This is a genomic window from Streptococcus suis, from assembly GCF_024509555.1.
Classification (GTDB): domain Bacteria; phylum Bacillota; class Bacilli; order Lactobacillales; family Streptococcaceae; genus Streptococcus; species Streptococcus suis_AD.
In genome coordinates this window covers 91,524-112,978 of the sequence record NZ_JAMWEL010000001.1, presented here as the reverse complement: position 1 = coordinate 112,978, position 21,455 = coordinate 91,524, and the positions used below count along the sequence as shown (strand labels likewise).

Annotated in this window: 24 protein-coding genes; 2 read left to right on the top strand and 22 right to left on the bottom strand. The window is 40.1% G+C overall.

Annotated elements, in window-relative coordinates:
* Positions 1-67: 67 nt before the first annotated feature.
* From NF418_RS00555 to NF418_RS00520, 8 genes are all read right to left on the bottom strand, one after another.
* Entirely contained in the window at positions 68-1,021 is a 954-nt protein-coding gene (locus NF418_RS00555; protein ID WP_171998878.1) for an ABC transporter permease, read from the bottom strand.
* Between the two features lies 1 nt (position 1,022).
* The gene (locus NF418_RS00550) at positions 1,023-2,084 is read right to left on the bottom strand and encodes an ABC transporter permease (protein ID WP_105109423.1); all 1,062 of its coding nucleotides are present in this window, start codon (positions 2,082-2,084) and stop codon (positions 1,023-1,025) included.
* On the bottom strand, positions 2,077-3,612 hold the full coding sequence (locus tag NF418_RS00545; RefSeq protein ID WP_105109424.1) for an ABC transporter ATP-binding protein: 1,536 nt from the start codon (positions 3,610-3,612) through the stop codon (positions 2,077-2,079). Before NF418_RS00545 ends, NF418_RS00550 begins: the two co-directional genes overlap by 8 nt.
* Before the next feature lie 142 nt (positions 3,613-3,754).
* Positions 3,755-4,813, bottom strand: coding sequence for a BMP family lipoprotein (locus NF418_RS00540; protein ID WP_256777966.1), 1,059 nt, complete (start codon positions 4,811-4,813; stop codon positions 3,755-3,757).
* A gap of 81 nt (positions 4,814-4,894) precedes the next feature.
* Positions 4,895-5,284, bottom strand: coding sequence for a cytidine deaminase (locus NF418_RS00535; protein WP_256777965.1), 390 nt, complete (start codon positions 5,282-5,284; stop codon positions 4,895-4,897).
* Entirely contained in the window at positions 5,271-5,933 is a 663-nt protein-coding gene (deoC, locus tag NF418_RS00530) for a deoxyribose-phosphate aldolase (RefSeq protein WP_256777964.1), read from the bottom strand. The genes NF418_RS00535 and deoC overlap by 14 nt, the downstream gene beginning before the upstream one ends.
* Positions 5,934-5,947: 14 nt before the next feature.
* Complete coding sequence (locus NF418_RS00525) at positions 5,948-7,225, bottom strand: pyrimidine-nucleoside phosphorylase (protein ID WP_256777963.1); 1,278 nt, start codon at positions 7,223-7,225, stop codon at positions 5,948-5,950.
* Positions 7,222-7,812, bottom strand: a complete 591-nt coding sequence (locus NF418_RS00520) for a class I SAM-dependent methyltransferase (protein WP_256777962.1) — start codon at positions 7,810-7,812, stop codon at positions 7,222-7,224. Before NF418_RS00520 ends, NF418_RS00525 begins: the two co-directional genes overlap by 4 nt.
* A 112-nt stretch (positions 7,813-7,924) precedes the next feature.
* On the opposite strand from NF418_RS00520, the gene coaA reads away from it, so the two are divergent.
* Entirely contained in the window at positions 7,925-8,845 is a 921-nt protein-coding gene (gene coaA, locus NF418_RS00515) for a type I pantothenate kinase (protein WP_256777961.1), read from the top strand.
* A 58-nt stretch (positions 8,846-8,903) separates the two neighbouring features.
* Positions 8,904-9,152 carry a 30S ribosomal protein S20 gene (rpsT, locus tag NF418_RS00510; protein WP_012027069.1) on the top strand — a complete coding sequence of 83 codons (249 nt, stop codon included), beginning with the start codon at positions 8,904-8,906 and terminating at the stop codon, positions 9,150-9,152.
* Between the two features lie 31 nt (positions 9,153-9,183).
* Here rpsT and NF418_RS00505 read toward each other — a convergent pair whose 3' ends face one another.
* The 14 genes from NF418_RS00505 to NF418_RS00440 form a co-directional block, all read right to left on the bottom strand.
* Positions 9,184-10,401 carry a transglutaminase domain-containing protein gene (locus tag NF418_RS00505; protein ID WP_256777960.1) on the bottom strand — a complete coding sequence of 406 codons (1,218 nt, stop codon included), beginning with the start codon at positions 10,399-10,401 and terminating at the stop codon, positions 9,184-9,186.
* A 314-nt stretch (positions 10,402-10,715) separates the two neighbouring features.
* Entirely contained in the window at positions 10,716-12,098 is a 1,383-nt protein-coding gene (locus tag NF418_RS00500) for a sensor histidine kinase (protein ID WP_256777959.1), read from the bottom strand.
* The gene (locus tag NF418_RS00495; protein WP_105109433.1) at positions 12,091-12,762 is read right to left on the bottom strand and encodes a response regulator transcription factor; all 672 of its coding nucleotides are present in this window, start codon (positions 12,760-12,762) and stop codon (positions 12,091-12,093) included. Before NF418_RS00495 ends, NF418_RS00500 begins: the two co-directional genes overlap by 8 nt.
* Positions 12,763-12,947: 185 nt before the next feature.
* Complete coding sequence (locus tag NF418_RS00490) at positions 12,948-13,442, bottom strand: hypothetical protein (RefSeq protein ID WP_256777958.1); 495 nt, start codon at positions 13,440-13,442, stop codon at positions 12,948-12,950.
* A 149-nt stretch (positions 13,443-13,591) separates the two neighbouring features.
* Positions 13,592-14,248 (bottom strand): phosphate signaling complex protein PhoU, encoded by a 657-nt coding sequence (gene phoU, locus NF418_RS00485; protein ID WP_256777957.1) that lies wholly within the window; start codon positions 14,246-14,248, stop codon positions 13,592-13,594.
* Between the two features lie 26 nt (positions 14,249-14,274).
* The gene (pstB, locus tag NF418_RS00480; RefSeq protein WP_029186694.1) at positions 14,275-15,033 is read right to left on the bottom strand and encodes a phosphate ABC transporter ATP-binding protein PstB; all 759 of its coding nucleotides are present in this window, start codon (positions 15,031-15,033) and stop codon (positions 14,275-14,277) included.
* An 11-nt stretch (positions 15,034-15,044) separates the two neighbouring features.
* Positions 15,045-15,848 carry a phosphate ABC transporter ATP-binding protein PstB gene (pstB, locus tag NF418_RS00475; protein ID WP_172002517.1) on the bottom strand — a complete coding sequence of 268 codons (804 nt, stop codon included), beginning with the start codon at positions 15,846-15,848 and terminating at the stop codon, positions 15,045-15,047.
* Between the two features lie 24 nt (positions 15,849-15,872).
* A complete protein-coding gene (gene pstA, locus NF418_RS00470) occupies positions 15,873-16,760 on the bottom strand; it encodes a phosphate ABC transporter permease PstA (protein ID WP_105206767.1) in 888 nt (295 codons plus the stop codon).
* Positions 16,750-17,667, bottom strand: a complete 918-nt coding sequence (gene pstC, locus NF418_RS00465) for a phosphate ABC transporter permease subunit PstC (protein WP_029176378.1) — start codon at positions 17,665-17,667, stop codon at positions 16,750-16,752. Before pstC ends, pstA begins: the two co-directional genes overlap by 11 nt.
* 2 nt (positions 17,668-17,669) lie before the next feature.
* Entirely contained in the window at positions 17,670-18,539 is an 870-nt protein-coding gene (locus tag NF418_RS00460) for a phosphate ABC transporter substrate-binding protein PstS (RefSeq protein ID WP_256777956.1), read from the bottom strand.
* 137 nt (positions 18,540-18,676) lie between these two features.
* Positions 18,677-19,978: an RsmF rRNA methyltransferase first C-terminal domain-containing protein gene (locus NF418_RS00455; protein ID WP_256777955.1), complete on the bottom strand. Its 1,302-nt coding sequence runs from the start codon at positions 19,976-19,978 to the stop codon at positions 18,677-18,679.
* Entirely contained in the window at positions 19,978-20,736 is a 759-nt protein-coding gene (locus tag NF418_RS00450) for an inositol monophosphatase family protein (RefSeq protein WP_105107615.1), read from the bottom strand. Before NF418_RS00450 ends, NF418_RS00455 begins: the two co-directional genes overlap by 1 nt.
* A complete protein-coding gene (locus tag NF418_RS00445; protein WP_105107616.1) occupies positions 20,726-21,004 on the bottom strand; it encodes a UPF0223 family protein in 279 nt (92 codons plus the stop codon). Before NF418_RS00445 ends, NF418_RS00450 begins: the two co-directional genes overlap by 11 nt.
* A 14-nt stretch (positions 21,005-21,018) precedes the next feature.
* The gene (locus NF418_RS00440) at positions 21,019-21,420 is read right to left on the bottom strand and encodes a Spx/MgsR family RNA polymerase-binding regulatory protein (protein WP_044690746.1); all 402 of its coding nucleotides are present in this window, start codon (positions 21,418-21,420) and stop codon (positions 21,019-21,021) included.
* Positions 21,421-21,455: the final 35 nt, after the last annotated feature.

Below are 21,455 nucleotides of genomic sequence, written 5' to 3'. Positions count from 1 at the left end.
CTTCCAAAAATTATTTATTTACAAACTTTTTGGAGAACTGCAAAGTGCTGGGAGTTCTTTTATTATATTATTTTGATTTGATATAGTTAACACCATCAGCTTTTGGTGCAACAGCTTTTCCAAAGAAGGCAGAGAGAGCTACGACTGTGATAAGGTAAGGTGCGATTTGTAGATATACTGTCGGAATATCTTTCAAACCTGGAAGCTGACTTCCAACTACTGCCAAACTTTGAGATAATCCAAAGAAAAGACTAGCTAACATGGCACCAATTGGGTTCCACTTACCAAAGATAACTGCAGCTAAGGCAATAAAACCTGAGCCAACGATTGTTGTTGCTGAGAAGTTGATGTTTACGGATTGGGCACTAACTGCACCACCAACACCACCAAGGAAACCAGCAATCAATACACCTGCATAACGCATAGCATAAACATTGATACCAAGTGTATCAGCTGCTTGTGGGTGCTCACCAACTGAGCGAAGACGAAGGCCGAACTTAGTCTTATAGAGAATGAACCATGCCAGGAATGCAGTTGCAATAGCAACATAGCCCATCAAACTCGTATTCTTAAAGAAAATATCTCCAATAACCGGAATATCAGCCAATACTGGGAATGAAAACTTACCGAATGACTGAGTGATGCTGTCAGTTTGTCCCTTGTTATAGATAACTTTGACAAGGAAGACACCCAAGGCTGGAGCTAGAAGGTTCAACACCGTACCAGATACAACGTGGTCTGCACGGAAGTTAATGGTAGCCATAGCGTGAATTGCTGCAAATAAGACACCTGCTAAACCACCAACTAGGATTGCTAACAAAGGAGTTGCTTTACCAAAGGTTTCAGCAAATTCAATGTTGAAGACAACGCCGGCAAAAGCACCAATTACCATGATCCCTTCCAAACCAACGTTTACAATACCGCCACGTTCAGAAAATACGCCACCAAGACTGGTAAAAATCAGGGGTGCTGAATAGATTAACATCTGCGAAATGAGTAAGGCAAGAATGGAAATATTCATCTTATTTCGCTCCTTTCGCTTTATTTTTTGCTTTAAGCAATTGCTCAAAGATAAATTTCACACCGATAAAGAAGATGATAGACGCTGTTACAACGTTTATCAATTCAGGTGGAATTTGGGCACGAACCATACCTGGTGCCCCAACAGAGAGAACACCGAATAGGAAGGCTGCCAATGGGATACCGAGCGGTGAGTTTGAAGCCAAGAGGGCAACAGACATACCGTTGAAACCAATATCCAAATTACCACTTTGAATGTAGACATTTTGGAAGGTACCAAGACCCTGGATGGCACCAGCAAGACCCGCAAGGGCACCTGAGATAACCATTGAAAGAATGATGGTACGTTTAGCTGACATACCTGCGTAGTCGGATGCCGTTGGGTTCAAACCAACTGAACGAATTTCAAAACCGAGAGTTGTTTTAGTTAACAAGAACCAGATGACCAAGACAGCTATAATTGCAAAGAAGATCCCCAGGTTCATACGCGAATTATCTGTCAAAGCACGGAGCCATTCTGTCTGATAGGAAGCATTGGCTGAAACGTTGATCGTCGAATCCGTATTCTTCATCAAATCATCAGCGAATACTTCACGTATGATATAGTTACATGAGTAAAGCAAGATGTAGTTCATCATGATTGTGACGATAACTTCACTGGTACCAAGATAGGCACGCAAGATACCTGGAATAGAACCAGCTATACCACCGGCAATCATAGCAATAACTACTGTCGCTAAAATAAGAACTGGACGGGGCAAATCTGGATTTGACAAGGCAAACCAGCCTGCGAATACCCAGCCCACATAGGCTTGACCAGGCAAACCGACGTTGAAGAAACCAGCACGACTAGCCACTGCGAAACCTAAAGCGGTAAAAATCAGTGGTGCCATAGCACGGAAAATTTCACCGATTGATTTCACATTACCAAAAGCTGAATAGAATAGTTCTTCGTAGCCCCAAATTGGGTCATAACCGAAGACAAGCATGATAATGGCACCTAACAACAGACCAGAAAATACTGCCAAAAATGGAAGGGCCACATTGTGATATTTCTTAGGCATGACTTTCTCCCTTCTCTAATTTTCCACCTGCCATCAAGACACCCAACTCCTGCTTATTTGTCGTCGCAGGATCGACGATACCATGAATAGTACCGTCATGGATAACAGCAATGCGGTCTGAAACATCCAAAATTTCATCCAATTCAAAGCTAACAACAAGAACAGCCTTGCCCTTATCACGCTCTGCAATCAAACGTTTACGAATGTATTCGATAGCACCAACGTCCAAACCACGAGTTGGTTGGCTCACGATGAGAAGATCTGGGTTACGGTCAATTTCACGGGCGATAATGGCTTTCTGCTGGTTACCACCTGACAAGGCCTTAGAAGGAACTAACTCACTGGCACCACGCACATCGAACTCTTCCATTAGCTGACGTGCCTTTTCATTGATAATATTGTAATTCAGAATACCATTCTTAGAGTTTGGCTCTTTATAGTATGTCTGCAAAGCAATATTTTCTGCAACAGACATTTGCAATACCAAGCCATCACGGTGACGGTCTTCAGGAACGTGGCTTACTTGCATCTCAGTGATTTTACGAGGTGTTTTACCAACTACTTCCTCACCCTTGATGGTAATGGAACCTGATTTAACCTTACGCAACCCTGTAATGGCTTGGATAAGCTCACTCTGTCCATTTCCATCGATACCAGCAATACCAACTACTTCTCCAGCTCGTACTTCAAGGTTAAGGCCTTTAACTGCCGGAATGCCACGGTTTTCGTTTACTACCAAATCCTTGATAGACAGAATAACTTCCTTAGGATTTGAAGGGATTTTTTCTGTTTTGAAAGATACAGAACGTCCAACCATCCACTCAGCCAAGTCTTCATTGCTTGCACCCGCGACATCAACTGTTTCAATGGATTTACCACGACGAATAACAGTAACACGATCCGCAACAGCACGAATTTCATCCAGTTTGTGAGTGATCAGAATGATAGACTTGCCTTCTTCAATCAATTTCTTCATGATTTTGAGAAGCTCTGCAATTTCCGCAGGGGTCAATACAGCCGTTGGCTCGTCAAAAATCAAGAGGTCTGCACCACGATAGAGGGTCTTCAAAATCTCTACGCGCTGTTGAGCTCCGACAGAAATATCTGCCACCTTAGCTGTCGGATCAACTTCTAGGCCGTAACGCTCAGACAATTCTTTGATTTCAGCAATGGCCTTTTTGAGGTCAATCATACCTGCCTTTGTTGTTTCAGAACCAAGAATGATATTTTCAGCAACAGTGAAAGCATCAACCAACATAAAGTGCTGGTGCACCATACCGATACCTAGATGGGCAGCTTTAGAAGGCGAGTCAATTGATACAACTTCACCGTTAATTGCAATTTCTCCGCTAGTAGGCTCCAAAAGACCTGCCAACATATTCATAAGAGTTGATTTACCAGCACCATTTTCACCGAGAAGGGCGTGGATTTCACCTCGTCTGACATGTAAATTGATGTGGTCATTCGCGACAAATTCACCGAAAATCTTGGTGATATTGCGCATTTCAATGACATTATCCCTAGTCATAATCTTCTTCCTTTCTGACTATCATTTTTGTCAGTAAAACCTACTAGATAGTAATAGGCTTTACTGAGAAAAATTCTCAGCTCCGAAAAGGGCGACCGATTTCGGCCGCCGATTCGGAAAAAGTTTATTCAAAAGAATGTTCTTATGGTTTTTCTGGAACTTCTACCTTACCATCAATGATAGCTTGTTTTGCATCTGCTACAGCTTTTGAAGCATCTTCTGAAAGGTTAGTCTCAGCCAATTCTACACCCTTGTCTTTCAATGAGAATTGAACTACAGTACCGCCAGGGAATTCTCCAGCAACTGCTTTAGTTGCGATATCTTTAACAGCAGTACCAACCTCTTTGATTGTTGACGCCAATACGAAGTTTGAAGCTTTGCCATCTTTAGATGTATATTCACCTTCTGCAGATTGGTCACGGTCAACACCGACTACCCATACTTTATCAGCTTCATTACGAGTCTCATTTTCAGCTTTAGCAGCCGCAAATACACCATTACCTGTGCCACCTGAAGCATGGAAAATAATATCTGCACCAGCAGCATATTGTGCAGCAGCAAGTGTTTGGCCCTTAGCAGCATCACCGAAAGAACCAGCGTAGTCAACTGTTACTTTGATATCTGGATTTACAGATTTTGCACCTGCTACGAAACCAGCTTCAAAACGGTCGATTACGACACCTTCCATACCCCCGATGAAACCAACGTGGTTAGATTTTGTAGATTTAGCTGCTGCAACACCTGCCAAGTAAGAAGCTTGGTGGTCTGCGAAACCAACGCTAACTACGTTATCAAGATCTGGTACAACAGAGTCTACGATTACATAATGTGTATCAGTATTGTTTGGAGCAACTTCAGCAATTGCAGATTCCAAGGCGAAACCGATACCGAATACTAGATTGTAACCACCTGAAACAGCTGAATCTAGGTTTGTGACATAGTCAGATTCACTTGCAGATTGGAAATAGTCATAGCCATTACCTTTTTCAAATCCTTGCTCTTCACCCCATGCAGTAAGACCTTCCCAAGCTGATTGGTTGAATGAACGGTCATCAACACCACCGATGTCAGTAACGATTGCAGCTTTTACTGAAGATGAAGCTGAATCTGATGATGAGTTATTTGAAGTACGGCTACCGCAGGCAGCTAGAGTAAGTGCTGCTAAAGATACAACACCCAAGCCAACAAGTTTCTTGTTCATTTCTGAACCCTCCTAAAAAATTCTTTGGCAACAAAAAGTTGCAGTGATGAAATGATACAGCCTAAAGACTGCTTTACAAACCTATTTTAAGTCTGTAAAAGAATACGGAAGTAATTCCCCGACTGTCATCTCGACTGTCGATTTATCTTTAGCGACCAAGGTCACTTTTAGATCCTGTTCAAAAAATTCTGCCATCACCTGACGGCAAGCTCCGCAAGGAGATACTGGTTTTTCTGTTTCACCGTAAACAACCAGTTCTGAAAAGTCTGTAACGCCTTCTGAGACTGCCTTAAAAATAGCTGTTCGTTCACCACAGTTGGTCAGGCCATAGCTGGCATTTTCAATATTTACCCCTGTAAATACTTGACCATCTTTAGCAACTAGTACTGCTCCAATTGGAAAACGAGAGTAGGGGACATAGGCATTTTTACTAACTTCAACAGATAAATCAATTAAATCAGTAGTCGCCATCCGACTTTTCTCCTTTCATGATTGCAACGCCAGATGATGCACCAATACGGCTAGCCCCAGCTTCGATAAAGGCAATGGCATCTTCGTAAGAACGAGCTCCACCAGAAGCTTTAACCCCCATATCCGGTCCAACCGTTTTTCTCATTAGGGCTACATCTGCCACAGTGGCACCTCCTGTTGAGAAACCAGTCGAAGTTTTGACGAAATCTGCACCTGCTTCTTTTGATAGTTCACAAGCTTTTTCTTTCTCTTCATCTGTTAGAAGGCAAGTTTCGATAATAACTTTGACAAGTTTGTCACCACTCGCTTCGACAACTGCTTTAATATCTTCTAAAACAAGGTCATAATTTTTATCTTTCAAGGCGCCAATATTGATGACCATATCGATTTCATCAGCACCATTTGCAATAGCATCTTTTGTCTCAAAGGCTTTAACAGCTGGTGTGTTTGCACCCAAAGGGAAGCCGATGACGGTACAAACTTTTACGTCACTATCCTTCAATTCTTGGGCTGCGTAGGTTACCCAAGTAGGATTGACACAGACACTAGCAAAGTCATATTCTTTGGCTTCTGCCAAAATCTGAGCAACCTGTTCTTTAGAGGTTTCTGGCTTTAAAATGGTATGATCGATATATTTATTAAGTTTCATACTTTCTCCGTACATTATGATATAATCTCGATGATTTCTTTCGTTTTTACACTTACTTTATCTATTTTAACATTTTTCTTGAAATTTGTAAGCAAATTTTCCGAAATATTTTCATTTGCATAAATTGTTGCGATTTTTTCACCCTTGGCAATCGCTTCTCCGACTTTCTTATGGAAGACAATTCCTGTTTCATAGTCCAAATCATCTGTCTTAACAGCCCGACCAGCACCAATTCTCATAGCAAATAGTCCGAATTCCAAGGCTGGAAGTCCAACGATGTAACCATCTTCATCAGAGAGTACGTCAACCTGAATAGAAACTTGAACCGGACGGTACAAATCTTCCAAATCTCCGCCCTGAGCTACAACCATTTCTTCAAATTTCTTGAGGGCTGCTCCGTTATCAATATGCTGACGAACTTCTTCGACTGACTTTTCAACGTTCGCCAAACTGAGCATGATTTGAGCCAATTCACAGATAAATTCTGTCACATCTGCTCTGCCATTTCCCTTAAGAATTTCCAAGGCTTCCAAAATTTCCAAGCGGTTACCAATGGAGGTCCCTACCGGCTGGGACATATCTGTCAAGACAGCTACTGTCTTGCGCCCAACTGCTTTTCCAAGGTCCACCATGGTTCGTGCCAGAACACGCGCATCTTCGATGTTCTTCATGAAGGCACCTTCGCCAACCGTTACATCGAGAAGAATGGCATCGGCACCAGCCGCAATCTTTTTAGACATGACCGAACTTGCAATCAAAGGAATGATATCCACAGTTGCCGTCACATCACGCAGGGCATAAAGTAATTTATCAGCCTTAACCAGATTGTCCGATTGACCAATGACAGCTACTCCTGTTTCCTGCACCTGCTTGATAAAGTCTTCTTGACTTACTTCGATTTGGTATCCCTTAATGGATTCCAACTTATCAAGTGTGCCACCTGTGTGGCCCAGACCTCGACCACTCATCTTTGCAACAGGAACACCAAAACTTGCTACAAGTGGTGCCAAGATCAAGGTAACCTTATCACCTACACCGCCAGTTGAGTGCTTATCAACCTTAACACCTGCAATCGCTGAAAGGTCAATTTCCTCACCCGAATGCACCATAGTCATGGTCAAATCTGAAATCTCTCTTGTGGACATTCCCTTAAAATAGATAGCCATCGCCAAAGCTGACATTTGGTAATCTGGTACACTGCCATCCACATAGCCATCAATCAACCACTGAATTTCCTCAGTAGTTAACTCCAAGCCATCACGTTTTTTCTGAATTAAATCAACTGCTCTCATTCTTTCACACTTTCAAGGATATAGTATCCCTTATCTTTTTTAATAATCTGGCAATTCCCAAACACTTCTTCCATCCGTTTTTTAGCGCTCGGTGCCCCTTGTTTCTTTTGGATGACAATGGTTAAGCTCCCGCCGTCAACCAAATGTTCCTTGGCACCTGTAATCACTTCATGCACAACTGACTTACCAGCTCGAATGGGAGGGTTAGAAATCACATAATCAAAACTACCCTCAACTGCTTCATAGACATCAGATTGAAAGATCGTCGCAGAAACACCATTTTTCTCAGCATTTTTCTCGGCTAGCTCTAAGGCTCTGCTATTGACATCAATCATGGTAACATTTAGGTCATAGACTTTTGCTAAGGTCAATCCCAGAGGTCCGTAGCCACAACCTACATCCAAGAGAGTCTTCCCCTTCGCAACATCAAGGGACTTTAAAAGCACCTGACTTCCATAATCAACCATTTTCTTACTAAATACACCAGCATCTGTTAAGAAAGACATCTGAGTATCTAGTAAGCTGACACGGAGTTCATGAATATCATGTGCTACACTTGGATTTTTTTCATAATACATATTAGACATACTCCGATTATACCATTTCTTAAAAACGTTTTCAAGAGTTTTGCAAGATTGGAAAATATGATAAAATGTAAGTATTATGTAAAACGCTTACTTCTATTAGAAAGAATAAACTATGAAGAATGAATTTTTAAATTTTGAAGAAATCGACCGTTCTACCTGGCAACAGCTTCATAAAAAGACAACAATACCTTTAAGTCAAGATGAATTGAACTCTATTAAGAGTTTTAATGACCGCGTACAACTACACGAAGTTTCTGATATCTATCTTCCCTTAATCAACCTCATTCATATTTATCGGAAGGCTCGAAAGGACCTCAATTTCACCAAGAGCCTCTTCCTGCAAAAATCTATCAAACCGCAACCATTTATTATTGGGGTTTCTGGAAGTGTAGCCGTTGGCAAGTCAACAACAAGCAGACTTCTACAGATTCTTATCGCCCGTACCTTTAAACATGCTAAAGTTGAACTAGTCACAACCGACGGTTTCCTCCACCCAAATGCAATCTTGGAAGAACGACAATTGCTGAATAAAAAAGGGTTTCCTGAATCCTATGATATGGAAAAATTGATTGATTTCCTAGATAAAATAAAAAATGGTTACGATTGTCAAATCCCTGTCTATTCTCATGAGATTTATGACATCGTACCCGACCAGATGCAAGAAATCAAAGCACCTGACTTTCTAATTGTTGAGGGAATTAATGTTTTTCAAAATCCACAGAACCAACGTCTGTATGTCAGTGACTACTTTGACTTATCCATTTACGTCGATGCTGATGTGGATCACATCGAAAGCTGGTACTTGGAACGATTTCAAAAATTGTTGACATTGGCCAAAAACGACCCTAGCAACTACTATCATCGTTTTACGCAAATGACCTATCCAGAAATCATCGCCATTGCACAAAACACCTGGAAAAATATCAATCTCGCCAACCTCGAAAAATATATTGAGCCAACGAGAAACAGAGCCGACATCATACTTCATAAGGCTGAAAACCACGAAATCGATAAAATTTATCTAAAAAAATAAATTTCACTTGTCAAAACCTATCTTTTCAGATATAATGGTATAGTTAGTACAAGAAAGGGTGGAGGTGAAACCATTGGCAAACATTAAGTCAGCTATCAAACGCGCTGAATTGAACGTTAAACAAAACGAGAAAAACTCAGCACAAAAATCAGCTATGCGTACTGCAATTAAAGCATTTGAAGCTAACCCATCTGAAGAGCTTTTCCGCGCTGCTAGCTCAGCAATCGATAAAGCAGAAACTAAAGGTTTGATTCACAAAAACAAAGCAAGTCGCGACAAAGCACGTCTTGCATCAAAACTTGCTTAATAAAAAAAAGAAACCTTCGGGTTTCCTTTTTTTATTCCCAATTTGTTAATTGGAGTGTATTAGTTTGCTCATTACTAGAATATTGATAGGTCGAAACATATTCTCCAAACGCTTGAAAAATACTTAAGTCCTGTGACTCAATGAATTGTAGCATTTGTTCGAGTAAGGCACTATCAGAAAACTGCATAGTTACCTTCTGGTTCCCCATTGTCACTTGTCTAGAAATAGATTCTAATACTTGTTCCTTGTCAAAACTTTCAAAATATTGATTGTTGACTACATAGTAATTCAAGGAGTTATCATCACAAACAGGATAAGAAAGTACACGAGACTGATATGGATACTCATTTCCCCAGTAGGACAAGAGGTCACGATCTGCTACTCGACTCGTTTCAAGCAGTTGGTCAGTAACACAAAGATAATCATAAGAAATATCCTGATTCTCTTCCCCACCAATTGCCGCATCAAAAACAGGGTCTCCCCAGGTTGTATCTACACCATAAAAGTTCCCAGCAATTTTAACAAGGTTCCAGGCATGTCCAAACTCTGTTCCATCTACATCCCTAGCCATACCAGAAACATAAATACATTCGATATCAGAAAGTTTACATAAATACTGAAAGGTTCTACTATAGCCAGCACAGACAGATTTTCTATCAAGTAACACGCTAGTGACAGACTGCCTCTTCCAAGCCAAACTATCATTTGTCAGTGCATCAACATCATAATCTGTTTGATTGATGATGTACTCGTAGAAATACCTAACTTTTTCATAGTCTGAACCCTGTGGACTCATGGAAAGAATATCAAAAGCTGTATCCTCCACTTTCTTCATGATCTCTTTATAATCTTTGGGATAGCCTGGCAGGGACAAATCCGATAGACTAATTCCGTCAGACATTTCATCTGTCAGCCAGTAAAATTCCGGATAATCATTTGCAACAGAAAAATAGACACGGGTATAGACTTCTTCCTCTTCTGTATCAATGGTAATTGTTTTCTCACCTTTCTTTAAACCATTAACAAACTGAAGATAGACTCGACGCTCTTGGTCACTGTCTAATTGCTGATAGTAATAGTTGACTCTAACCTCTTCCTTTAGTTTTTCTAATTCTGCCTCTAATTGGCTGTCTTTTTGGAAAATAATGGATTGAATTCCTTCTAACTGCTTACCCACTTCTTGGGGTGTACATGCAGACAGCATAGTAACAGAAAGCAGAAAAATAACATTTAATAATCGTTTCTTCATATATCATACCTACCTGCACATAGTATATCATATTTTTCAATACCCTATGCTCACTATTTTTCATAATACTGGTGCTGGGCCCTAGACCAGACTCGCTTCTAAGAGCTGAGCAATATCAAATAATCATCATCCACTGCTATTGAACAAACTTTTCTTCATAAAGGAAAATTGGACCAAGAAAAAATCGGTCCAATTTTTATATTCTTTTAATCAATGGAGGGGCTGAACTATAAATACCGAATTTCAGACTAGCTTACATATCAAAAAGTGTCAGCTACTTCTACTAAGTTGCATAAATCTATGTAGAACTATCATTATTTAGGTAGATGAACTTCAAAAATGGTACCTTTTGGTTGATTATCTTTTACCACAATTTGACCATTAAGGGTTTTAATGATCTGCTGAGCCAAAGAAAGCCCTAAACCAAAACCACCTTTTTGACGAGTCCTTGCCTTATCGACACGATAAAATCGATCAAAAATTTTCTTTTTATCTGCATCCGATATCCCCAAACCATTATCAGCAATCGATATGTGAATACTTTTATCCTTTAGACTAGCAATAATTTTGATTTCACCATTGTTATCCGTGTATTTCATGGCGTTATCAAATAATATTGTCAACAATTGCTTGAGTAGGACTTTATCTGTTCTAATGAATTTTTGAATGTGATTTTCAACTACAATATTCTTACCGTTTTCTTCGGCTATCATGCAATAATTTTCAAATATTTCATCAAAATAAGCCGGTTCAACATCTACTATTTCCACCTTAAATCCATCATCTCGTCTTGCTAGATTAAGAAGATTGGTTGTCAGTAGGCGCATATTGCGAACCTCTTCGAGACTGGAAGCAATGCTCTCACTACTTTCCAATATTGTTGCTTCTGGATTTCGGAAAAGACTTTCCAAGCGATTTTGCAATACAGCCAGTGGGGTACGTAATTCGTGACTGGCATTCTCTACAAAATCTTTTTGCTTCTGATAGCTAATCAAAATCGGCTTCATGCTGATATTTGATAAATAAATACTCGCAAATATTGAAACCAACCAGGCAGAAATCATGACAATTAATACTGTTGACTCATAAGTTGAAATAGATGATTTAATCTGTGTTACATTTATAAGAACAGTTGCACAAGCAATATCATAATCTGAATAATATCCCAAATCCTCTTCAGAAAGTTCAATAGAAATGTAGCGATAATGTTCTTCACTACCGAATGGACTTTCAATTGTTACTTCTTTTATCTCACCAAGACTTGATTTATCAACTTTAAACTCCGAAAGCCCTGTAAAATTGTCTGGGTTCAATAAACTCTCGTTTTTACTATATAATAAAACGTGAGTATTTGCACCAAATTTCATCTCTTGAATACCACCAATGCTTTTCGGAGGCATCTCTTCTCTCACATTACTTGACGAGCTCGTATCGAAACTTGATTCAACAGTTGAGGAAGAATCTATCACCATCTCTACATTTTGATCATAGGTTCGTGCTATAGCAAAACCTACTATCATAGCTGGGGAGTCTTTTACTCTCACTAAAGAATCATCAATCCTTTGATACATTGTCGAGCGCATTAGTTGGAAAATAATAACCGTAATCAGTCCAAAAATTAAGGTAAAAACAGCAAAATATCGAATAAAATAAGAAAATTTATCTGTGCTAACTATACTTCTCAACTGTTTAGGCATTTTTCAAAATATATCCAACACTACGGAGAGTTTGTAAATTTTCTCCAAATGTTGTCCCCTTCAATTTTTTACGGATTTTTGAAACGTAAACCTCCACTACAGAAATGGTAGTATCGCTATCAAATCCCCATAATCTGTCAAAAATCTGTGTTTTAGGCAAGATTACATTTTGATTTTGTAAGAAATATACTAAAAGATCAAATTCTTTTCCTAGTAATTCAACAGCCTTACCATCTACTGTTGTTGTGTTGGTAGCTAGATCTACTGTTACATCCCCATAAGTCAATTGATTATCATTGAACTTACCTGAACGTTTAAGAAGTGCCTGAATACGCATTTTCAACTCTTCTAAATAGAACGGCTTGGTCAAATAATCATCTGCACCTAATTCAAATCCATGACCTTTATCTTCAAGACTTTCTTTTGCAGTTGTAATCAATACTGGAGTTGTAACACCCTTTTCACGTAATTCTCTGAGAACTTGGAAACCATCTTTTTCAGGTAACATTAAATCTAATAATATCAAGTCGTATACACCAGTTTCCGCTTCATAGATTCCTTCTTCTCCATCAAAAACTTGCATGACATCTGCAAAATCATCTAAAAAATCAAAAACAGAATTCGAAAGACTTAAATCATCTTCTACTAACAAAATCTTAATCATGACTATCTCCTTAACCTAATATCTAAAAGACAATTCAAAGACACAAGTAAAAACTTGGTCTTTGAATATATTTTTTCACATTAATAAGTTGCCTCTGCTTTCTGTCATAGTCTAATTTATTATACCACTTATCTCAAATTTTTCCTATTGGTTTGAAGTGCTAGAACTACCTGAAATTTGAGCTTTTATTTCTTGATTTTCTCTTTTAAGGCATTTACTTCGTCTGATGAAGTGCTTGATGATGAATTTGACTGTGTTGCACCACTTGTCGTATCCGGATGGCTTGTCCCTTGACCAGGGGGCATACCACGCATCTCACCTTTTCGACCCGATGGCATTCCTTGGGATGTTTCGCCTGCTGCATCTGGTAGAGTCATACCTTGACTATTCCCATTCTGTCCTGGAGGCATGCCTTGAGGTGCTCCACCCTGTCCTGGTGGCATGTCTTGGGGAGCTCCACCTTGACCTGGTGGCATACCTTGGGTATTCGCAGATGCGGCTACCTGTCCATTCGTTGTTGCAGAATTATTTTGCGCCAAACTTGCTTGGCTTTGTGTCGATACAGCTGTTGAAGATTTTGAAATACTCATCCCTCCAACAAATCCAATCGTTGCGGCTGAAATGGCTACTGCTGCCAAAACTGTTTTAGACTGTGACTTTAATTGATTGATTATTGACATAAAATTCCTCTTTTCAATAATATTTTATCATAGCGAGTCTTTACTCACCAGATGACAAGAACAGTATAAAATGAAAAACTTAAACCAATCTAAAGTTTCATTGCATTTGCCTTAATGTAAACTAAAAGAAGTCCTTTCGGACTTCCATTTTACAATTCAGTAATATCACCTGTTCGTAGGTAAACAACCCATTCACAGATATTCTTTGCGTAGTCTCCTACACGTTCCAAATACGTTAGTACTTGGAAGTAATCACGACCAGCAATCAATGCATCTGGATTTTTCTTGATTTCTTCAGTTGTCAATTCTTGGATTGTTGAGTAAAATTCATTGACAACTTCGTCACGAGCAGCTACTTCATATGCGACTTCCATATCCGCATCACCAAGATAAAGCTCCAAAGTTTCTTCAACAAGTTTTCGAACTTCGCGGCCCATCTTCTTCACTTCATCTTCAACTACTGGAATACGGACTTCGCCTTTCATACGAATAGCAGCTTTTGCGATCGAAACTGCGTGGTCTCCCATACGTTCTAAGTCACTTGTTGCTTTCAAGACAGTGATTACACGACGTAAATCTGTAGAAACTGGCTGTTGCAATGCAATAATCTCTAAAGATTTCTTTTCGAGTTTAATTTCAAAATCATTGATTTTTTTATCTGCTTCGATCACTTCTTTCGCCAATTCACGATCATGAGTTGTAAAGGCACGAACAGCATTATTAATTTGAGCCAAAACTTCATTTCCCATCGCGTAAAATTGGTTGTGGAGTTTTCCTAATTCTTCTTCAAACTGCGCTCTTAACATATAAACCTCTTTTCTTTTTAACAGGATTAACCAAACTTACCTGTAATATAATCTTCTGTCTCTTTGTTTGCAGGGTTCATGAACATTTCTTTTGTAGAATTGTATTCGATTAAATCTCCATCTAAGAAGAAACCAGTTCTATCTGAAATACGTGACGCTTGCTGCATTGAACGTGTTACCAATACCATGGTGTACTTATCCTTCAAACCATACAAGGTATCTTCAATCTTACCAGCTGAGATAGGGTCAAGTGCTGATGTTGGCTCATCCAACAAGATAATTTTAGGACTAGTAGCCAAGACACGCGCTACACAGACACGTTGCTGCTGACCACCTGACAAACCAACTGCTGAATCGTGCAAACGATCCTTAACCTCGTTCCAAATAGAAGCACCAATCAAGGCACGCTCTACAGTCTCATCAAGAAGTTGCTTGTCCTTAATACCATTGATACGAAGGCCGTAGACAACATTTTCATAGATAGACATAGGGAATGGGTTTGGTTGTTGGAAGACCATCCCGATTTCCTTACGAAGGTCTACCGTATCTGTACGGGGACTGTAAATATTTTTACCATTGTAATCAATAGCACCAGTCAAGGTTACTTCTGGGTTCAAATCGCCCATGCGGTTAATCGCACGCAAGAGCGTTGACTTTCCAGAACCTGACGGACCAATCAAGGCTGTAATTTCATTTGGATAGAAATCAATTGAAACACTATTCAAAGCCTTTTTCTTATTGTAGTAAACAGACAAATCTTTTACTTGTAAAATAGGTGATGTCATTGTTTCCCTTTCTATCCAAAGTGTCCTGAAACGTAATCGTTAGTAGACTTGAGTTTGGCATTTTGGAAGATATTTGCTGTTTTATCGTACTCAATCAAGTCACCAAGATAGAAGAAAGCAGTATAGTCACTTGCACGCGCTGCCTGTTGCATATTGTGCGTAACGATGATAATCGTGTAGTCTTTCTTCAACTCAAACATGGTTTCTTCCAACTGCATAGTGGCAATCGGGTCCAAGGCTGAGGCTGGTTCATCCATGAGCAAGATTTGAGGTTTAACGGAGATAGCACGTGCGATACACAAACGTTGCTGTTGTCCACCAGACAAGGTAAAGGCTGACTTGTGTAAATCGTCTTTTACCTGATCCCAGAGGGCCGCTTGTTTCAAGGATGTTTCAACAATCTCATCCAACACTTGCTTATCTTTTACACCTGCACGCTCATGAGCAAAAGTAATATTGCGATAAATCGATTTTGCAAATGGGTTAGGACGTTGGAAAACCATTCCAATATGCTTACGAATTTCGTAAACGTTCATATCTGGTCTGTTGATGTCAATTCCTTCGTAGAGGATTTGGCCTGTTACCTTAGCAATATCGATCGTATCATTCATACGATTGAGACTGCGAAGATAGGTTGATTTACCACAGCCTGAAGGACCAATCAAGGCTGTAATTTTATTTTTCTCGAACTGCATATCAATGCCCTTGATGGCTTCATTTTTACCATAGTAAACGTGAACATCTTTTGTTGAAAGGGCAATTTTTTCCTCTGGGAAAGTGATGATATGGCGTTCATTCCAGTTGTAATCTGCCATTTTTTCTCCTTAATAGTCAGACTTCTAGGCTGCTGAAGTCATTTTCGCATGAAGTTTCTTACCGATATAACGGGCAGAAAGGTTGAAAATCAAGATGAAGACCAAGAGGATTGCTGCTGAACCAGCGGAAACTTGGGTTGCATCTGGAATTGTACCTTCACTGTTTACCTTCCAAATGTGAACCGCGAGGGTTTCTGATTGACGGAAGATAGAAATCGGACTTGTAACGCTTAATGGATTCCAGTTTGACCAATCAAGTGCTGGTGCTGATTGACCTGCTGTATAGATAAGGGCCGCTGCTTCACCAAAGATACGACCAGATGCCAAGACGATACCTGTGACAATCCCTGGAAGAGCTTCTGGAATAACAACATGAAGAACAGTTTCCCAGCGTGATAGACCAAGAGCCAATCCCGCCTCACGTTGCGTATGGTGAACGTGGCGAAGACTATCTTCTACGTTACGTGTCATCTGTGGCAAGTTAAAGACCGTAAGGGCCAAGGCACCTGACAAGATTGAGAATCCATACTCAAACTGAACAACGAAAATCAAGTAACCAAACAAACCAACGACAACGGATGGAAGAGATGACAAAATCTCAATACAAGTACGTATGAAGTTTGTCAAGGGACCTTTTTTAGCATATTCTGCCAAGTAAATCCCTGCTCCTGTTGACAAGGGCACAGAAATCAAGAGCGTCACAATCAATAGGAAGAATGAGTTGTATAGCTGAATTCCGATACCACCACCAGCTTTATAAGAGGAGGATTTGCTGGTCAAGAAATGCCAGTTAACATGTGGTAGACCACGGAGCAAGATGTAGAGAATGAGTGATGTCAAGATGACAACAATCACCGTAGCGATGGAGTAAAGAATACCAGTCGCCAATTTATCGAATTTTTTAGCGTGCATAGTTTTTCTTACCCTCTCTCGTAATAAATTTCATAATCATGTTAAAGATAAGGCTCATCAAGAGCAAGACAAGAGCCAATGACCAGAGAACGTTGTTTTGTACAGTTCCCATAACCGTATTACCAATACCCATGGTCAAAACAGAAGTCAAGGTTGCGGCTGGCGTAGTCAGAGAAGTTGGAATCACTGCTGAGTTACCAACCACCATCTGAATCGCCAAGGCTTCACCGAAGGCACGAGCCATACCGAAGATAACAGCTGTAAAAATACCTGGCTTGGCAGCATTCAAGATAACACGCCAGATGGTTTGCCAGCGAGTCGCTCCCATGGCCAAACTCGCTTCGCGATAGTGACGAGGCACCGCACGCAAGCTATCCACTGTCATAAATGTTACTGTAGGCAAAATCATGACAAAGAGTACAAATACTCCTGACAAGATACCAAAACCAGTACCACCGAAGATAGAACGAACGAATGGCACAACCACTTGCAAACCGATGAAACCATATACAACGGATGGGATACCGACCAAAAGCTCGATAACTGGCTGCAAGATTTTAGCACCACGCTTTGGTGAAATTTCTGTCATAAAGACAGCCGCACCGATAGCAATTGGCGTTGCTACGATGGCAGACAAGATAGTGACGATGAACGAGCCAGAAATCATTGGCAGAGCGCCAAAGATTTTAGAACTTGGCTCCCACTTACTTCCGAATAAGAAATCGGTGATGCTAACTCCATCCACAAAGAAGGTAGATAGACCGCGTTGCGCAACGAAAATCAAAATCATGGCAACTATAAATACAATCAATGAAAGACAAAGGAAGGTAATAACCTTACCAAACTTCTCCAAACGAGAATTCTTAGAAGGTGATGACAACTCTTTAGCTAATTGTTCGTTTTTCATGCTTACTCCTTCTCTGTCACAGTGCCGTCAGCACTCTTTTCAACCTGCATATCATGAATAGAAATATAGCCCATACTTTCAACGATACCATTTTGAACTTCATCAGACATCATGTATGTTAGAAACTCTTCTGTCAATTCAGTAGGCGCTCCCTTGGTATACATGTGCTCGTATGACCAAATTGGCCAAGCATTTGTTGCTACATTTTCAGCGGTTGGTTCAGCACCATTAAGCTTAATTGTTTTTACGGAATCATCAAGATAAGCAAATGACAAGTAAGAAATCGCACCCGGTGTTTGAGCAACAATAGACTTGACCATCCCGTTTGAGTCTTGCTCTTGGCTTTGTGCCGCTGTATGACCGTCCATAATAATACTATCGAAGGTAGCACGGGAACCTGAACTTGCCGCACGGTTAATGATGGAGATAGTTAAGTCATTTCCACCTAACTCTTTCCAGTTGGTAATCTCTCCTGTGAAAATCTTACGGAGATCTTCTGTGGTGATATCATCAACAGTTACTTTCTCGTTGACAATCACTGCAAGACCAGCAACAGCTACTTGATGGTCAACTAATTTGCTAGCATCAATACCGTCTTTCTCTTCAGCAAATACGTCTGAATTACCAATCTGAACTGCTCCAGACTGAACCTGTGACAAACCAGTACCTGATCCACCACCTTGAACGTTTACAGATTTTCCGATATTGACACTACCGAATTCATCTGCTGCGGCTTCAACCAAAGGCTGAAGAGCTGTAGATCCAACTGCAGTAATAGACTCTCCACGGTCAATCCATGAGGAACAACCAGCAAGAGCTACACTACTCAAAAGAAACAAAGCTGCAATTCCAAGCTTCTGCTTTTTTTTCATTTCGTTTTTTCCTTTACATTTTTCAGTGGAATCTCCTTTTGATTTCCTTGTATTTTACAAGGAATTTACAAGTTATTTCCACTCATCCACTATATCATATAAAAAGACAAGTTGCAAAAAAAATCTGCTTATTTCTACTAAAATCTCAAGCCCCTAGGAAAGGCATTTTTTAGGGTACCAGAAACAATTTTCGCAAATCCTAGACCGTTCCCTTGAACTGCAACCTGATACCAACCATTCACCAGTTCTTTAGAAACTGCAACAGTTTGTCCAGAAACATAGGCTGGAAAAACATCTAAACTGATGTCAACTCGATTCCTGACTTCACTACTGTGAAGTGCTAAGCCCAAGGCAAAACTAGGTTCAAAGCGTTTCTTCTTGAAAGTGCCTAAATGAAGTCCATTACGAGCAATCTTAACGTTAGACAAATCCGGCAATCCATCTGGCAAGAGATAGAGATTATCGCCAAAAACCTGTAACAAGCCAGTTAACTGCACCGTTAATTGCTTCTGCTCAAATTCTTTCCAGAGAGTCTGCTGCTCTCTGTTCAAATTTGATTTTCCTGGTTTTAGTTTTTTCTGCTTGGATTCCCCTAGAAATTTAAACTTTGCAACAAACTGCCCCTCACCTGAAAAATGATGAGGATACATACGAGCAGTTTGAGAATAGCCAGTCCCTTCAACCATACCATTGATTTTTGGAATATCTATCAATTCCAAGTCATAATTTTCCAGTAACCAAGAGACAATTTCTTCGTTTTCTTCAGGTGACCAGGTGCAGGTCGAATAAATCAACTGCCCATATGGAGCCAACATAGTCAAGGCTGATTCTAAAATCTCACGTTGTAAACTAGCACACTGGGCAGGATAGTCCTTTGACCAGTATTGAATCGCATCCGGATCCTTTCTGAACATTCCCTCACCGGAGCAAGGTGCATCTAAGACAATCATATCAAAATAAGCTGGAAATACCTTGGCTAGACGGTCCGCAGACTCATTGGTCACGACTACGTTTCTTGCTCCAAATCGTTCAATATTTTCTGCTAGAATTTTGGCACGTTTGCTCGAAATTTCATTACTCACTAGCAATCCAGTATTGTCCAAATAGGAAAGCAAGTGGGTTGACTTTCCACCTGGCGCTGCCGCTAGGTCCAAGACCTTCATACCCTTTTCAGGACTAGCAACTTGACCAACCACTTGCGCAGCTGGTTCTTGCGAGTAGACAAGACCCGTCACGTGTTCTGGCGATTTCCCAGAGACCTTGCCATAATAGGACCATGGCATATCTGGAATTGGGTTGTCAAAAGCAATTTGACCTTCCTTCAAGGGATTAGTCCGAAAACCTGAAATAGCAGGTTGTTCAAAACTCTCAAAAAATGCTTGGGCTTCTTGACCAAGCAAATCACTATATTTATCAATAAAATCCTGTGGTAATTGCATTAGAATAAATACCTCTTCACTTCTTCCAAGTGCTGATTAGCAACTAGAATAACGTGTTCTCTTTTATCAAATGATGGATTTTCAGCCTCCAAGCTCAACAAACTAAGATCTAAGCCTTGTCCAAGAATACTGGCGGCAGCATAGTCCCAAGGATAGAGATAGGACGCATAGGCAAATAATCTTCCTTCTAAGACATGGGAAAATCCAATTCCTGCACTGCCAACAGAGCGTGTACCCAGGCTGATATTTGCAAGGTCAGCTAGACCGTGTTTATTGGCAGCGTAGAGTTGGGCATTCAACCCTAATAAAGTCTGACTGATGGAAGACAGACTAGGACTTGCAAGACGCTCTTTATTGCAAAAAACTGGAAACTTTCCACCACCATGAAATAGCTTGTCTTGCATAACATCGTATATCAATCCAAATTGACCAATGCCATTTTCAAAATAGGCTAACATAAGAGCAAAATCATTTTTCTGAGCAATAAAATTGCTGGTTCCATCAATCGGATCTATAACCCAAACATTTCCATTTGAAATAGAGCTAACATCCCCACCTTCTTCGCCAAAAATCAAATCTGATGGGTACTCTTTTTTTATCTGGTTTGTCAAAAATTGTTGTGTCAGCTTGTCAAGCTGAGTCACCAAATCCGTGGCATTTTCTTTTTCTTCAATTTCAAGTTCATCATGCAAATGTGTTTTTAGAAATTCACCTGCTTGTAGAACAAGTGATTGAGCTAGTCGATACTTAGTTTCCAAGTCGAATAACCCCTTTCCTCTTCTCCCTCGCGGCCTTAATCACGCGATAAGTAGAATAGCCTGATACTTCTTCAAATTCGCGGTCGATTTGACGCTCCTGTCCCTTGCTTTTAACAACCTCTTTAAACTGTTTGTAGCTAGTCAAAATAGCACTCGCATCAGCACCTTTTTCGTATGTAGCCTCCACCTGATTTAAAAAAGAAAGCACGGAGGAAATCTCCTCTGTGCTCCACGAAAAATCAAGTGGATATGAATAATTTTTGTTCATATCTCTTTTCTCTCTTATCCTATTTCTGCCCGAAGTGTGGCATTTTTTAGTTCTTGTTTACGGTATTTGCGTGGCAAGAATGCACGAATCTCATCTTCATTAAACCCAATCTGCATACGTTTCTCATCCAAGATAATCGGACGACGCAGAAGACTAGGATAAAGCTCTATCAGCTCAATCAACTGCTTGATGGACAACTCATCCACATCAACATTTAACTTTTGAAAAACTTTGGAACGAGTGGAAATCAAGTCATCTGTCCCGTTCTCAGTCAAAGCCAATATCTTTTTCAATTCATCAGCAGTCAAAGGGCTAGTCATTATATTGTGTTCAGTAAAAGGGACTTCGTGACTTGTTAACCAAGCCCTAGCTTTTCGGCAACTTGTACAACTCGGCGATAAAAATAAAGTAATCATGCCATCATCCCTTTCTACATTCTCTTTCTATTATA

Bases quoted from the DNA above. Each gene is read 5' to 3' on its own strand.
- pstA (WP_105206767.1), bottom strand. From the start codon at position 16,760: ATGCACGCTAAAAAATTCGATAAATTGGCGACTGGTATTCTTTACTCC.
- phoU (WP_256777957.1), bottom strand. From the start codon at position 14,248: ATGTTAAGAGCGCAGTTTGAAGAAGAATTAGGAAAACTCCACAACCAA.
- NF418_RS00555 (WP_171998878.1), bottom strand. From the start codon at position 1,021: ATGAATATTTCCATTCTTGCCTTACTCATTTCGCAGATGTTAATCTAT.
- pstB (WP_172002517.1), bottom strand. From the start codon at position 15,848: ATGGCAGATTACAACTGGAATGAACGCCATATCATCACTTTCCCAGAG.
- NF418_RS00460 (WP_256777956.1), bottom strand. From the start codon at position 18,539: ATGAAAAAAAAGCAGAAGCTTGGAATTGCAGCTTTGTTTCTTTTGAGT.
- NF418_RS00500 (WP_256777959.1), bottom strand. From the start codon at position 12,098: ATGCCTAAACAGTTGAGAAGTATAGTTAGCACAGATAAATTTTCTTAT.
- NF418_RS00535 (WP_256777965.1), bottom strand. From the start codon at position 5,284: ATGGCGACTACTGATTTAATTGATTTATCTGTTGAAGTTAGTAAAAAT.
- NF418_RS00520 (WP_256777962.1), bottom strand. From the start codon at position 7,812: ATGTCTAATATGTATTATGAAAAAAATCCAAGTGTAGCACATGATATT.
- pstB (WP_029186694.1), bottom strand. From the start codon at position 15,033: ATGACATCACCTATTTTACAAGTAAAAGATTTGTCTGTTTACTACAAT.
- pstC (WP_029176378.1), bottom strand. From the start codon at position 17,667: ATGAAAAACGAACAATTAGCTAAAGAGTTGTCATCACCTTCTAAGAAT.
- coaA (WP_256777961.1), top strand. From the start codon at position 7,925: ATGAAGAATGAATTTTTAAATTTTGAAGAAATCGACCGTTCTACCTGG.
- NF418_RS00545 (WP_105109424.1), bottom strand. From the start codon at position 3,612: ATGACTAGGGATAATGTCATTGAAATGCGCAATATCACCAAGATTTTC.
- NF418_RS00440 (WP_044690746.1), bottom strand. From the start codon at position 21,420: ATGATTACTTTATTTTTATCGCCGAGTTGTACAAGTTGCCGAAAAGCT.
- NF418_RS00505 (WP_256777960.1), bottom strand. From the start codon at position 10,401: ATGAAGAAACGATTATTAAATGTTATTTTTCTGCTTTCTGTTACTATG.
- deoC (WP_256777964.1), bottom strand. From the start codon at position 5,933: ATGAAACTTAATAAATATATCGATCATACCATTTTAAAGCCAGAAACC.
- NF418_RS00455 (WP_256777955.1), bottom strand. From the start codon at position 19,978: ATGCAATTACCACAGGATTTTATTGATAAATATAGTGATTTGCTTGGT.
- NF418_RS00525 (WP_256777963.1), bottom strand. From the start codon at position 7,225: ATGAGAGCAGTTGATTTAATTCAGAAAAAACGTGATGGCTTGGAGTTA.
- NF418_RS00550 (WP_105109423.1), bottom strand. From the start codon at position 2,084: ATGCCTAAGAAATATCACAATGTGGCCCTTCCATTTTTGGCAGTATTT.
- NF418_RS00540 (WP_256777966.1), bottom strand. From the start codon at position 4,813: ATGAACAAGAAACTTGTTGGCTTGGGTGTTGTATCTTTAGCAGCACTT.
- NF418_RS00490 (WP_256777958.1), bottom strand. From the start codon at position 13,442: ATGTCAATAATCAATCAATTAAAGTCACAGTCTAAAACAGTTTTGGCA.
- NF418_RS00495 (WP_105109433.1), bottom strand. From the start codon at position 12,762: ATGATTAAGATTTTGTTAGTAGAAGATGATTTAAGTCTTTCGAATTCT.
- NF418_RS00445 (WP_105107616.1), bottom strand. From the start codon at position 21,004: ATGAACAAAAATTATTCATATCCACTTGATTTTTCGTGGAGCACAGAG.